Here is a 12,984-nt window from a genome sequence, read left to right on the forward strand (position 1 = left end):
TAAAGATCGGCGAGGCAGGCGCAGCGCGCCGGATTCACGGGTCGATGCGCAGCGTCATGCGCGCATTGCGCAGCCGCACACCGCGCCGCTGCACCACCTGGCGCCGTTCCACTGCGAAGCCATGGTGTGCAAAGAATGCCTCCGCGCGCAGGCTCACATTGGCCCAGACCACGCCGATGCGGCGCTGCCCGGCGGATGCCAGGATGTGCGCCATCAATGCCTGGCCGACGCCGCGCCCGGCAAAGGCGGCGGCCACGAAGAACTGGTCGATGTAGCCCGAATCCTGCAGATCGGCGAAACCGGCGGCCTGGCCATCGATCTCGGCCACGAAGGGCCGGTTGGCCTGCAGGCGCGCCGCCCAGGCCAGGGCGTCGTAGTGCACGGGCGCCCAGGCCGTGACCTGGGCCGGGTTGTAGTGGCGGCTGGCCAGCCCATGCACCGCCGTGAAGAAGACGTCGCGCAGCGCGGCTTCGTCGCCGGGCCGGAAATCGCGGATCGACAGGCGGTCGGGGCCTTCGGGGTGCTCAGGCCGCGGCGGCGCGTTGCAGGCGGTCACGCACACCCTCCCAGTCGGCGGCTTCGGGCGGCGTTTCGACCCAGATCAACTGCACGCCGCAGCTGTCGAGTTCGCGCAGATCGGCGAACAACTGCCGCGCCGCGCCTTCGGCGTCGGCCGGCATGGCGTGCAGCATCACCTTGGGCGAAAGACTCACGAGTGCACTGCGCGCGTAGACGGCGATGGCCACGCCGGGCGTGCGCCCCGCTTCGCTGCCGAGCAGGTCGAGCGCCTTCTGCAGTTCGGCGGCCGTCATCAGCCGGACCTTGGCCGTGGGCGCGTAGTGCGCCTCCAGCGTGCCCGAGGCGCGCGGGTCCGGCGCGGCCATGTCGTCCTTGCCGCGCAGCGGCTGGCCGCAGGCCTGCTCGATCTGCCCCCGCGTGATGGCACCGGGGCGCAACAGCACCGGCACGCCGCGCGTGCAGTCGACGATGGTGGATTCGATGCCGACCTCGCAGGGGCCGCCGTCGAGCACCAGCAACGCATCGCCGAATTCGCTGGCGACGTGCGCGGCCGTGGTCGGGCTCACGCGGCCGAACTGGTTGGCGCTGGGAGCCGCCACGCCGAATACGCCCAGATCGGCCGCCTGGCGCAGCACGGCCACGCACACCGGGTGCGAGGGGCAGCGCAGGCCGATCGAGTCTTGCCCGCCCGCCGCCGCCGCGCCCATGCCCGCGCGGCGCGGCAGGATCAGCGTCAGCGGGCCGGGCCAGAAGGCACGGATCAGTTTTTCGGCGAAGCCGGGCACGGTGGCCGCGTAATGGCCGACACCGGCCGGCACGGCCGCATCGCCCTCGGCCGGCGCCACGTGCACGATCAGCGGATGGTCGCTGGGCCGGCCCTTGGCCTTGAAGATCTGGGCCACGGCCGTGTCACTGCCCGCATCGGCGGCGAGGCCATACACGGTCTCGGTCGGCAGCCCAAGCAGGTCGCCCCGGGCCAGGGCCTGCGCAGCGCGCAACACGGCCAGCGGATCGGCGCCGTCCAAAATCATCAAAAAGCGTCCAGGCCGAGCAGTTGCGAAGCCTGCAGCGCGGTGGCACGCACTTCTTCCACCGTGGCGCCGGTGATGTTGAGGTGGCCCATCTTGCGGCCGGGCTTGGCTTCGAGCTTGCCGTACAGGTGCAGATGCGTGCCGGGCAGGGCCAGCACCTCGGCCCAGGGCGGCGCGGTCGGCGCCGTCACCGCCGCGGGGCGCACGCCATTCGCATCGAACCACAGGTCTCCGAGCAGGTTCAGCATGATGGCGGGGCTGTGCTGGCGCGGCGTCACCAGCGGCAGGCCGGCGAGCGTGCGCACCTGCAGCTCGAACTGGGACACATCGCACGCATCCATGCTGTAGTGGCCGCTGTTGTGCGGGCGCGGCGCGATCTCGTTGACCACCAGCGCGCCGTCCTGCAGCAGGAAGAATTCGACGCAGAGCACCCCGACGTAGGCCAGGCCTTCTGCTATCGATTTGGCAGCAGTCACCGCTGACGCCATCTGCGCCAGCGGCAGATTTCCTTCATAAACTTCGGTGACGGCGAGGATGCCCTCGCGGTGCAGGTTGCGTTGCGGCGGCAGGTGCACCATGGCGCCGTCGCGGCCGCGCGCCACGATCACCGAGCATTCGGCGGCCAGCGGCAGCATCTTCTCGAGCACGCAGGTCACGTGCTTGAACTGGGCCCAAGCGGCGGCCAGCGTGGCAGCATCCGCCACACGCACCTGGCCCTTGCCGTCGTAGCCCATGCGCGCGGTCTTCAGGATGCCGGGCAGCAGCTCGGTTGGCACGGCGGCCAGCGCCTCGGCGCTGTCGATCACCGCGTACGGCGCACACGGCACGCCGCAGCGCACGAAGTGCGCCTTCTCCTGGGCGCGGTCCTGCGCGATGCCGACGGCGGCGGCATCGGGCGCAACCGGCCGGCTCTTCGCCAGCGCGGCCAGCGCGGGCGCGGGCACGTTCTCGAATTCGGTGGTGATCGCATCGCAAACGGCCGAGAGCTGCGCCAGCCCTTGCGGGTCCAGGTAGTCGGCGCGGATGTGGTGGTGGCTCACGCGGCCGGCGGGGCTCGACACGTCCGGGTCGAGCACGGCGGTGAAATAGCCCATGCTTTGCGCCGCGTGCACGAACATGCGGCCCAGCTGGCCGCCGCCCATCACGCCGAGCGTGGCGCCGGGGAGGATTCGGTCGAAGGAGGCACTCATGCCGGAGGAAGGGTCATGTTGCGCGCGACTTCGGTCTGCGCCGAGCGGAAGGCCTCCAGCTTGGCGCGCAAGGCCGGGTCGTGGTTGGCCAGCAACGCCACGGCGAACAGCGCCGCATTGGCCGCACCCGCCGTGCCGATGGCGAACGTGGCCACCGGAATGCCCTTGGGCATCTGCACGATGCTGTGCAGCGAATCCACGCCTTGCAGGTGACGGCTTGCCACCGGCACGCCCAGCACGGGCACCGTGGTCTTGGCGGCCAGCATGCCCGGCAGGTGCGCCGCGCCGCCCGCGCCGGCGATGATGGCCTGCAGGCCGCGGCCTGCGGCGGCTTCGGCGTAGGCGAACATGTCGTCGGGCATGCGGTGCGCCGAAACCACGCGGGCCTCGTGCGCGATGCCGAACTCCTGGAGAATCTGTACGGCGTGCTGCATCGTGTCCCAGTCGCTGCTGGAGCCCATTACCACGCCAATCTGAACGGTCATGCGGTTTCCTCTAAAGGCTGAATTTTACTTTTGCGCCCGTGCGGCGCGAAAGCGGTTTGAAAAGCGCCGCGCCCCGCCCAAAATAGGGACAAGAAGCTGCCGGTAACATCGCGCATCTTCACGCCAACCAATGGGCCACGCCCCCGGACACTTCCATGATCGACGTCACAATCCAAAATTTCGAAAACGAGGTCATCGCCGCCTCGATGCAGACCCCGGTGCTGGTCGACTTCTGGGCGCCTTGGTGCGGCCCGTGCAAGGTCATCGGCCCCATCCTCGAAAAACTCGAGACCGAATACGCGGGCCGCTTCAAGCTGGTGAAGATCGACTCCGACCAGGAACAACAGCTGGCCCAGGCCTTCGGCATCCGCAGCATCCCGACCTGCATCCTGGTGATGAACGGCCAGCCGGTGGATGGTTTCACCGGCGCCCAGGTCGAGAGCAAGGTGCGCGAATTCCTCGACAAACACGTGCCCGAAGGCGACGGCCTGGGCCTCATGCCCAGCGAAGCCGAGGAGGCCCAGGCCCTGCTCGAATCCGGGGACACCGACGCCGCGCTGATGAAGCTGCAGGAAGCGCTGGCCGTGAACCCCGCCAACGACGACGCGCGCTACGACTACGTGAAGCTGCTGATCGCCAGCGGCTACCTCGAGGAAGCCGGCCCGGCGCTGCAGCCGGCGCTGGTGCAGATCCCGGTGCAGATCCGTTTCGACGCGTTGTCGCAATGGCTGAATGCTCTGCATTTCGTAGCACACGACGCCCGTCGCGATTGGTCGGTCGGCCAATTCGATGCCAAGATCGCCGAGAACAAGCGCGATTTCGAAACCCGCTTCGCGAAGAGCCGCGTGCTGATGTCGCGCGGCGAATGGACCGAGGCCATGGACGAGCTGCTGGAGATCATCATGCGCGACCGCAAGTGGGAAGACGAGGCGCCGCGCAAGGCCTACGTGGCCATCCTGGAACTGCTCACCCCGCCCAAGCCCAAGGCCGATGCGGCCGCGACCGGCAAGAGCGCCGGCGGCATCGAACTCATGGGCCAGGCCGCGATGCAGCAGGACGAAACCACGACGCTGCTCAACAGCTACCGGCGCAAGCTCAGCATGGCGCTGAACTGAGGCTCAACCCTTCAGGCGGTCCCAGGCTTCCTGGTACTTGGCGGCCGTCTTCTCCACCACTTCCTTCGGCAGCCGCGGCGCGGGCGGGGTCTTGCTCCAGGGCTTGCCGTCGACCAGGGCCTGCTCCAGCCAGTCGCGCACGAACTGCTTGTCGTAGCTCGGCGGATTGCTGCCTTCCCGGTAGCTTTCGGCAGGCCAGAAGCGCGAGGAATCGGGGGTGAGCACCTCGTCCATCAGGTGCAGCGTGCCGTGCTCGTCCAGCCCGAATTCGAACTTGGTGTCGGCAATGATGATGCCCTTGGCACGGGCGATGTCGCTGGCCGCGAGGTAGATCGCGATGCTGATGTCGCGGATGCGGGCGGCCAGATCGGGACCGACGATCTCGACGACTTTCTCGAAGGTGATGTTCTCGTCGTGTTCGCCGGCTTCGGCCTTGGCCGCCGGCGTGAAGATCGGCGCGGGCAGCCGGCTGGCGTTCTTCAGGCCGGGCGGCAGCGCCACGCCGCAGACGGCCTGGTTCTGCTGGTATTCCTGCCAGCCGCTGCCGGCCAGGTAGCCGCGTACCACGGCTTCGACCGGAATCGGCTTGAGGCGCTTGACCAGCATGGAACGACCGGTCACCTGCGCCACTTCGTCAGGCGCGACGACGCTTTCGGGGGCCTCGCCGGTGAGGTGGTTGGGCACCAGATGGCCGAGCTTGTCGAACCAGAACAACGCCATCTGCGTCAGCAGCACCCCCTTGCCGGGAATCGGCTCGCCCATGATCACGTCGAACGCGGACAACCGGTCGCTGGCCACCATCAGGATGCGGTCGGTGCCCACGGCATAGTTGTCGCGCACCTTGCCGCGCGCCAGCAGCGGCAGGGATTTGAGGGAGGAGGTGTGGAGGGACGGGGCGGAAGTGGTCATGTCTTGGAAAGTCCGGTGTGCAAGGTGCAGTGGGAGGCGCGAAAGGCAGTCGGCTATTGTCCCTCAAGGGCCGCGCCAAGCAAAAAGCCACCGCGCGGCGGTGGCTTTCTAGAGGGCGCAACGCGCCGAGGTTCAAGCGACGACTTGCGCCAACTCGCCCTTGGCGTACTTGCCGGCCACGACCTGCAGGCTTTCACCCTTGATCTTGCTGCCCTGGCCTTCGCAGCCGAATTCCACATAACGCTGGCGGGCGATGGCCTTGGCGGCTTCGCGGGCGGGCTTGAGGTATTCGCGCGGGTCGAACTTCTCGGGGTTTTCGAAGAAGAACTTGCGGATCGCGGCCGTCATCGCCAGGCGGATGTCGGTGTCGATGTTGATCTTGCGCACGCCGTGCTTGATGGCTTCCTGGATTTCCTCGACCGGCACGCCGTAGGTTTCCTTCATGGCGCCGCCGTATTTGCGGATCTCTTCCAGCAGGTTCTGCGGCACGCTGGAGCTGCCGTGCATCACCAGGTGGGTGTTGGGGATGCGGCGGTGGATTTCCTTGATGCGGTCGATGGCCAGGATGTCGCCCGTGGGCTTGCGCGTGAACTTGTAGGCGCCGTGGCTGGTGCCGATGGCGATGGCCAGGGCGTCGATCTGCGTGCGCTTGACGAAGTCGGCGGCCTGCTCGGGATCGGTGAGCAGCTGGTCGCGGGTCATGGTGGCGTCGGTGCCGTGGCCGTCTTCCTTGTCGCCGCGCATGGTCTCGAGCGAGCCGAGCATGCCGAGTTCGCCCTCGACGGTGACGCCGACGCGGTGCGCCATGTCGGCGACCTTCTGCGTGACTTCCACGTTGTAGTCGTAGCTGGCGATGGTCTTGCCGTCGGCCTGCAGCGAGCCGTCCATCATCACCGAGCTGAAGCCCAGGTCGATGGCGCCGCGGCAGACGTCGGGGCTCTGGCCGTGGTCCTGGTGCATCACCAGCGGCACGTTGGGCCAGGTTTCGATGGCGGCTTCGATCAGGTGCTTGACGAAGGGTTCGCCCGCGTATTTGCGAGCGCCGGCGCTGGCCTGCAGGATGACCGGGGCGCCGACTTCATGGGCGGCGGACATCACGGCCTGCACCTGCTCCAGGTTGTTGACGTTAAAGGCCGGAATGCCGTAGCCGTTGAGGGCCGCGTGGTCCAGCAGTTCGCGCATCGAAACAAGTGCCATGGTGGTGGTTCCAGAGAGTTGAGGATTCAGAAATAGATCGATGGCCGGGCGGCAACGCGGCGGGCCGTGGTAACCGCTTGGTAACTTTGTCAGATTTTAACGTTCCCCCGCATTGGCAGCCACTGCGAAAGACAGCCTGTAACAACTGCGCCAATCCGGCGCGTCCGCCAGCCGCTCGAAATGGCCGCTGTGCACCTCGGCCACGCGGGCCACGATCTTCAGGCCCAGGCCGAGGCTCTCGGCGGATCTGGCGCGGGGCGCATGGGCTTCGGCACCAGGCTCGGCGCCCTGTCCGGTGCCTTCTCCGGCACGGTCGCAGACCTGCAGCCAGGCCGAGCCGGCGTCCTGTCCGGTCTGGATCTCGATCACCGTGCCCGCCGGCGTATGCCGCAAGGCGTTCTCCACGAGGTTGCGCAGCGCCATCTCGATCGGCAGCGGATGGCCGGACACGACCACGCTGCCGGTATCGCTCACGCCGATCTCCTGCCCGCCGTCCCAGGCCGCCTGCGCATATTCGGCCGCGACGCGCTGCGCCAACGCCTGCAGTTCCACCGGCTGCGCGGCTTCGGCCAGTTCGCTGCGGCTGGCACGGGCCAGCGCCAGCAACTGCGCGAGGACGTGGCCGGCCTTGAGCGCGTCCCGCTCCACCCGTTGCAATGCCTGGCCGTGTTCGTCGGGCGCCATCGGACTCTGAAGCGCCTTGGCCTGCAGCGCGAGCGAGGCCAGCGGCGTGCGCAACTCGTGCGCCACTTCGCTGGCGAGCTGGCGTTCGCGCAGCAACGCGGCCTGCTGGCCGTCGATCAGCGTATTGATCGAATGCACGACCGAATCGAACTCCCGGTACGGATGGCGCGCGATCAGCCGCTCGGCCTTGGCCGCGTCGAGCCGCGCCACGTCGTCCGACAAGCGGTACAGCGGCCTCAGGCCGCGCCAGACGGCCAGGCCGAGCGCCAGGGACACCACCGGCAGCAGCCACATGCCGGGCTCGGCGATCTGCTCGGCGATGTCGGAGGCCAGGTCGTCGCGCTCCTGCACGGCCAGCAACACCATCACCTTGCGTCCGTGGTCGGTATCCCACTGCGAAAAACTGCGCCACGCGACCGGCGGCATGCCGAGTTGCAGATCGGCGAAGCCCTCCCCGGCACTGAACGCAGGCAAGGGTGCCTCGCCGGTATGGTTGACGAGCGCGCCCTGCGCGTTCCAGACCACGATGCTCAGCGACTGCTGGTAGTCGTGGCTGCGCAGCCCGGGCATGGGGATGCGCGAGGTGCTGCGTTCGCTCGGCATGAGTTGGGCCTCGCGCAGGTTGAGCAGCATGGCGGCAGCACTGGCCAGATGGCCGTCGGTGAGCTCGTCGGCCTCGTGGATGCCGGTGCGGTAGGCCACGACCACGAAGCTGCCCCAGACCAGGAACAGGGCGCCGAGCGCCCACAGCAGCAGATGCCGGCTCAGCGAGGGGCGCGTCATCGCGGCCTGCCCGCCTTGGCGCGCAGGGGGCGAAGTGGCGGCCGCGCGTGTTTCATTCTTCCCTGGGAATGAAATAGCCCACGCCGCGCATGGTGACGATCACGCCATCGCCGAGCTTGCGGCGCAGGTGGTGCACGTGCACCTCCACGGTGTTGCTCTCCACCGTGTCCTGCCAGTTGTAGAGCCGGGCCTCGAGTTGGGCGCGCGACTGCACCCGGCCGCGCGATTCGAGCAGCACCAGCAGCAGCGTGAATTCGCGTGGCGACAGGTCCACCGGCCGGCCGCGGCGCAGCACCGTATGGTTCGCCGGGTCGACCACGAGTTCGCCATGCGACAGCAGCGGATGCGCACGGCCCGCGGCACGGCGCAGCAGGGCGCGCATGCGGGCCTCGAGTTCGTCCACGTCGAAGGGTTTGGTGAGGTAGTCGTCGGCGCCGAGGTTGAGCCCGCTGATGCGGTCGCTCACCTGGTCGCGCGCGGTCATGATGAGTACCGGGGTCTGCGGGTCGGGCAGGGCCTTGCCGCCGGGCGCGTGGCGCAGCCGCTGCAGCAGTTCGACACCGTCGCCATCGACCAGGCCCAGGTCGAGCAACACCAGGTCGAACGCCTCTTGGCCGAGCGCCTCCCAGGCGGCGGCGATGGAAAAACAGACGTCCACCGCGTAGCCGCGCTGGCGCAGGTTGGCCTGCAGGCCTTCCGCGATGCCGTCGTCGTCTTCCACCACCAGGATGCGCATAAGCTCTATTGTGTGCGAAAGGAGACCGCGGCCGGACACTTAAGCCTGCGTTAAGGACGCCGGCCTACGCTCGCAGGTTTGCCCTCGCCTGCCCAAGCCGCCATGCTCCTGAACGCCCCGAATCCCCCCCTCGCGCCGCCACTGCCCGCGCCGCGCAGCCATTTCTGGCGCGTCACCCTGGTCGGCCTGCTGCTGTTGCTGGCCTGGGACGCTTCGGGCCTGGATCTGCCCCTCGCGCGCTGGTTCGGCACGGCCGAGGGGTTCCCCTGGCGCGAGAACTGGTTCGTCGTCAAGGTGCTGCACGATTCGGCCCAGCGCCTGGGCTGGATCTGGCTGGCCGTCATGACGCTGGCGGTGTTCTGGCCGGTGGGCTTCATGCGCCGGCTCAGCCGCGTCGAACGCGCCGGCATGGTCGGCGGCACCTTGGTGGCGCTGCTGGCCATCATCTGGCTCAAGCTCGCCAGCCACACCAGCTGCCCATGGGATCTGTCGGAATTCGGCGGCACGGCGACCTACGTCTCGCACTGGAACTGGAGCCTGCGCGACGGCGGCGGCGGCCACTGCTTCCCCGGCGGCCATGCGTCCACGGGTTTTGCGCTGGTGACGGGCTATTTCGGCCTGCGCGAACAGGCGCCGCGCGCAGCACGCCTGTGGCTGCTGGCCGCGCTGGCCACCGGCTTCGGCCTGGGACTGGTGCAGCAGATGCGCGGTGCGCATTTCACCAGCCACACCCTGTGGACGGCCTGGATCTGCTGGACCGTGGCGGGGCTGGCCCATGCGGCGCTGCGCCGCTGGCTGGCGCAGTCGCCAGCCGCAGCGACGGTCAGCTGACCTTGCAGATCTTCAGCATGTTGGTGCCGCCGGGCGCGCCCATGGGCTCGCCGCAGGTGATGGCGTAGATATCGCCAGACTGCACCAGGCCACGCTTCTTCAGGTGGGCCTCGGCCTGTTCCAGCGCGGTGTCGCGATCGGTCTGCGGGTCCATCAGCAGCGGCCGCACGTTGCGGTACAGCGCGAGCTTGCGCTGCGTGGCGATGCGCGAGGTCAAGGCGTAGATCGGGATGTGGGCGCGATGCCGGCTCATCCACAGCAGCGTCGAGCCTGACTCGGTGAGGGCCACGATGGCCTTGGCGCCGAGGTGGTGGGCGGTGAACAGCGCGCCCATGGCGATCGACTGGTCGATGCGGGCGTATTTCTTGCCGCTGAAGTCGGCATCGAGCTCCAGGTCTTCCGCAGCCTCGGCGGCTTCGCAGATGCGGCTCATCTCCCGCACGGTCTCGAGCGGGTATTTGCCGGATGCGGTCTCGGCCGAGAGCATGACCGCGTCGGTGCCGTCGAGCACGGCGTTGGCCACGTCGCTGACCTCGGCGCGGGTGGGCACCGGATTCGTGATCATCGACTCCATCATCTGCGTGGCGGTGATGACCACCTTGTCCATCTCGCGCGCCATGCGGATCATCTTCTTCTGCAGTGCCGGCACGGTCGCATTGCCGACCTCCACCGCCAGGTCGCCGCGCGCCACCATGATGCCGTCGCTCGCGCGCAAAATCTCTTCCAGCCGCGGAATGGCCTCGGCACGCTCGATCTTGGCGATCATGCCGGGCTTGTGGCCGAACTCGGCGGCCGCCACGTTGCACAGCTGGCGCGCCATTTCCATGTCGGTGGCGTTCTTCGGGAAGCTCACCGCGACGTAGTCGGCCTGGAAGCTCATCGCGGTCTTGATGTCCTCCATGTCCTTGGCGGTGAGCGCCGGCGCGGTGAGGCCGCCGCCCTCCTTGTTGATGCCCTTGTTGTTGGAGAGCTCCCCGCCGAGCTTGACCGTGGTGTGCACCTGCTCGCCGCGCACGGCGTCCACGGTGAGCACGATCAGGCCGTCGTTGAGCAGCAGCCGGTCGCCGGCCTTCACGTCGCGCGGCAGGTCCTTGTAGTCGAGGCCGACGCCGTCCAGGTCGCCCGGCTCGCTGCGCGCGGCATCGAGCACGAACTTGGCGCCGGGCTCGAGCCAGACCTTGCCTTCGGCGAACTTGCCCACCCGGATCTTCGGCCCCTGCAGGTCGGCCATGATGGCCACTTCCCGGCCGGCGCGGCGCGCGGCCTCGCGCACCATCTGCGCCCGGTCGATGTGGTCCTGCGCCTTGCCGTGGCTGAAGTTCAGCCGCACCACGCTGACCTTGTTCTGGATCATCTTCACCAGCAGTTCCATGTCGCTGGACGCCGGCCCGAGGGTGGCAACGATCTTGGTGGCGTGGCGCGAGATGCGGGTATCACGGGTGTCGCTTTGCATGGGGTCTCCGATGTAATTTAATTTCTATTTTCACATGAAAAAAGTGACGAACGAGTTACCACTTGCACGGGCTTTGGCATCGTTTTCTTCCGGTTACACCAAACGTGGTAAAAACTTCGACGGCCCGGCAACTCGCCATACCTTGATCCCCGTCATCACCGGCTCATCCGGTGCCGGTACGATCAGGGGGCCGAAAACGCGAACCCATGCACCAGCCGCCCCGGCTCGCTAGGCCATCCTCCAACTCTTCTGTCTCCGCGCATGACCCCAGTGTCTGAACCCCGCGTGCCCGTGATGGGCACACCTGTGACAAAACCCACCACGGCCTCCGTGGCCGATGCCGCCCGCACGGCGACCTGGCCCGATCCGCTCGCGCCCACGGCGCCGCTGCCGCACCGCAAGGTGATCCGCTCCTGGTTGCTGCCGCTGTCCGAGCGCTCCACCTGGCGCGCCCTGGTGCTGCTGGCCTTCGACTACGCGCTGCTCGCCGCGCTGCTGGCCGGCGTGGTGCTGTTCGATTCGGTGTGGCTGATGCTGCTGTGCGGCCTGGCCGCGGGTTTCGTCATCGGCCGGCTGTTCGTGGTCGGCCACGACGGCTGCCACCAGAGCCTCACGCCGCACCGCAAGCTCAACAAATGGCTCGGCCGCATTGCCTTCCTGCCATCGCTGACCGCCTACAGCCTGTGGGACGTGGGCCACAACGTCGTGCACCACGGCTTCACCAACCTCAAGGGCGTGGATTTCGTGTGGGCGCCGCTCACGCGCGAGGAATACGATGCGCTGTCGCCATTGGGCCGGCTGATGCAGCGCATCTACCGCAGTGGCTGGGGGCCGGGCATGTACTACATGATCGAGATCTGGTGGAAGAAGATGATGTTCCCGCGCAAGTCGGTCATGGGCTCCACCAACCGCGCCATCTTCACCTGGGACTGCCTGCTCGTCACCGGTTTCGCCGCAGTATGGATCGCCGCCCTGGTGGCCGCCGCGCTGGTCACCGACCAATCGGTCACCCTGCTGCTCCTGCTCGGCTTCGTCGTGCCCATGTTCTTCTGGTTCAACATGATGGGCTTCGTGATCTACGGCCACCACACCCATGTGCGGGTGTCGTGGCATGACGACCGCGCGGTCTGGCAACGGGCCCAGCCCTTCGTCTCGACCACGGTGCACCTCACGTTCCCGGCCCACATCGGCAACATGCTGCACCACATCATGGAGCACACCGCGCACCACGTGGACATGAGCATCCCGCTCTACAAGCTCAAGGCCGCGCAGGCCAAGCTGGAGGAACTGCTGCCGGGCCGGATCGTGGTGCAGCCGTTTTCCTGGCGCTGGTACTTCGACACCGCGCGCGCCTGCAAGCTGTACGACTTCACCCAGAACTGCTGGACCGACTTCAAGGGACGGGCCACGAGCGCCCCCCGGGCGATGCCGGCCTGAGTTGGATCTCGCCGCCATGAAAAAAGCGCCCGCGGGCGCTTTTTTCATGGGCTCGGCACGGCCCCTCGCAGCAGTTCTTCAGGCCTGCGCCGTGTCCCGGGCGCTGGTACACGCGCCGCCACAGCCGTGCACCGGCTCCTTGGGCAGGGCGTCGGGGCTGCTGACCACACCGGTGGCGGGATCGAAGCCGGCACGGCGCAAGTGCAGCGCGAGCGCCGCGTCCATGCTTTGCGCATGCTGGGGAAACCACAGTGCGAGTTCACGGGCCATCTCGCGCACGCTGGCCAGGTCGCCGGCCGCTGCCCGCACCGCACCTTCGCGCATCACCTGCAGCACCACCTTGTGCTGCAGGCTGTGGCAGTTGCCCGAGGCGAAGCGCGTGGCCAGCATCCAGCGGTCTTCCTGGCCGAAATGGTCTTCGGTGTGGGCGATCAGTTGCAGCCAGGCTGCGGGCAGTTGCCCATCGGGCGCGGATTGCACCACCGCGAGCAGATCGACGAATTCGCGGTGGGTGTCGTCCATGAGGGGCAGGTCGAGCGACAGGGCGTCGGACCATTCGAGCTGGGCCATGCGGTTTCTCCAGAGATGAGGCTCTCGGAGCTTAGGGGCCCGGC

The 12,984-nt window shown here is 68.0% G+C and carries 13 protein-coding genes; 3 read left to right on the forward strand and 10 right to left on the reverse strand.

Annotated features, from left to right (window positions below; all coding sequences use genetic code 11):
* Positions 1 to 34 precede the first annotated feature (34 nt).
* From RD110_RS25980 to purE, 4 genes are read right to left on the reverse strand one after another with little or no spacing between them, the layout of a single operon-like run.
* Complete coding sequence (locus tag RD110_RS25980) at positions 35 to 556, reverse strand: GNAT family N-acetyltransferase (RefSeq protein WP_239467129.1); 522 nt, start codon at positions 554 to 556, stop codon at positions 35 to 37.
* On the reverse strand, positions 525 to 1,550 hold the full coding sequence (locus RD110_RS25985; protein WP_076203730.1) for an L-threonylcarbamoyladenylate synthase: 1,026 nt from the start codon (positions 1,548 to 1,550) through the stop codon (positions 525 to 527). The genes RD110_RS25980 and RD110_RS25985 overlap by 32 nt, the downstream gene beginning before the upstream one ends.
* The gene (locus RD110_RS25990) at positions 1,550 to 2,740 is read right to left on the reverse strand and encodes a 5-(carboxyamino)imidazole ribonucleotide synthase (protein WP_076203732.1); all 1,191 of its coding nucleotides are present in this window, start codon (positions 2,738 to 2,740) and stop codon (positions 1,550 to 1,552) included. Before RD110_RS25990 ends, RD110_RS25985 begins: the two co-directional genes overlap by 1 nt.
* On the reverse strand, positions 2,737 to 3,225 hold the full coding sequence (gene purE, locus RD110_RS25995) for a 5-(carboxyamino)imidazole ribonucleotide mutase (protein WP_076203734.1): 489 nt from the start codon (positions 3,223 to 3,225) through the stop codon (positions 2,737 to 2,739). The genes RD110_RS25990 and purE overlap by 4 nt, the downstream gene beginning before the upstream one ends.
* Before the next feature lie 155 nt (positions 3,226 to 3,380).
* Here purE and trxA point away from each other — a divergent pair, with 155 nt between their 5' ends.
* Positions 3,381 to 4,340, forward strand: a complete 960-nt coding sequence (trxA, locus tag RD110_RS26000; protein WP_076203737.1) for a thioredoxin — start codon at positions 3,381 to 3,383, stop codon at positions 4,338 to 4,340.
* A gap of 3 nt (positions 4,341 to 4,343) precedes the next feature.
* On the opposite strand, the gene RD110_RS26005 is transcribed toward trxA, so the two are convergent.
* The 4 genes from RD110_RS26005 to RD110_RS26020 all read right to left on the reverse strand — a co-directional run bounded on the left by RD110_RS26005 (position 4,344) and on the right by RD110_RS26020 (position 8,649).
* Positions 4,344 to 5,249, reverse strand: a complete 906-nt coding sequence (locus tag RD110_RS26005; RefSeq protein ID WP_076203739.1) for a phosphoribosylaminoimidazolesuccinocarboxamide synthase — start codon at positions 5,247 to 5,249, stop codon at positions 4,344 to 4,346.
* Between the two features lie 132 nt (positions 5,250 to 5,381).
* On the reverse strand, positions 5,382 to 6,446 hold the full coding sequence (gene fba, locus RD110_RS26010; RefSeq protein WP_076203741.1) for a class II fructose-bisphosphate aldolase: 1,065 nt from the start codon (positions 6,444 to 6,446) through the stop codon (positions 5,382 to 5,384).
* A 96-nt stretch (positions 6,447 to 6,542) separates the two neighbouring features.
* A complete protein-coding gene (locus RD110_RS26015; RefSeq protein ID WP_076203743.1) occupies positions 6,543 to 7,913 on the reverse strand; it encodes a histidine kinase dimerization/phospho-acceptor domain-containing protein in 1,371 nt (456 codons plus the stop codon).
* Positions 7,914 to 7,965: 52 nt separating this feature from the next.
* The gene (locus RD110_RS26020; protein WP_076203745.1) at positions 7,966 to 8,649 is read right to left on the reverse strand and encodes a response regulator; all 684 of its coding nucleotides are present in this window, start codon (positions 8,647 to 8,649) and stop codon (positions 7,966 to 7,968) included.
* A gap of 102 nt (positions 8,650 to 8,751) precedes the next feature.
* Between RD110_RS26020 and RD110_RS26025 the strand changes: the two genes are divergently transcribed.
* Positions 8,752 to 9,480, forward strand: coding sequence for a phosphatase PAP2 family protein (locus tag RD110_RS26025; RefSeq protein WP_076203747.1), 729 nt, complete (start codon positions 8,752 to 8,754; stop codon positions 9,478 to 9,480).
* On the opposite strand, the gene pyk is transcribed toward RD110_RS26025, so the two are convergent.
* Complete coding sequence (pyk, locus tag RD110_RS26030; RefSeq protein WP_076203749.1) at positions 9,473 to 10,933, reverse strand: pyruvate kinase; 1,461 nt, start codon at positions 10,931 to 10,933, stop codon at positions 9,473 to 9,475. The two genes, RD110_RS26025 and pyk, sit on opposite strands and share 8 nt — an antisense overlap.
* A 261-nt stretch (positions 10,934 to 11,194) precedes the next feature.
* Between pyk and RD110_RS26035 the strand changes: the two genes are divergently transcribed.
* Complete coding sequence (locus RD110_RS26035) at positions 11,195 to 12,370, forward strand: fatty acid desaturase (protein WP_239467130.1); 1,176 nt, start codon at positions 11,195 to 11,197, stop codon at positions 12,368 to 12,370.
* Positions 12,371 to 12,448: 78 nt separating this feature from the next.
* On the opposite strand, the gene RD110_RS26040 is transcribed toward RD110_RS26035, so the two are convergent.
* A complete protein-coding gene (locus tag RD110_RS26040; protein WP_076203751.1) occupies positions 12,449 to 12,940 on the reverse strand; it encodes a hemerythrin domain-containing protein in 492 nt (163 codons plus the stop codon).
* Positions 12,941 to 12,984: the final 44 nt, after the last annotated feature.

Origin of the sequence: Rhodoferax koreense (genome assembly GCF_001955695.1) — a bacterium.
GTDB lineage: Bacteria > Pseudomonadota > Gammaproteobacteria > Burkholderiales > Burkholderiaceae_C > Rhodoferax_B > Rhodoferax_B koreensis.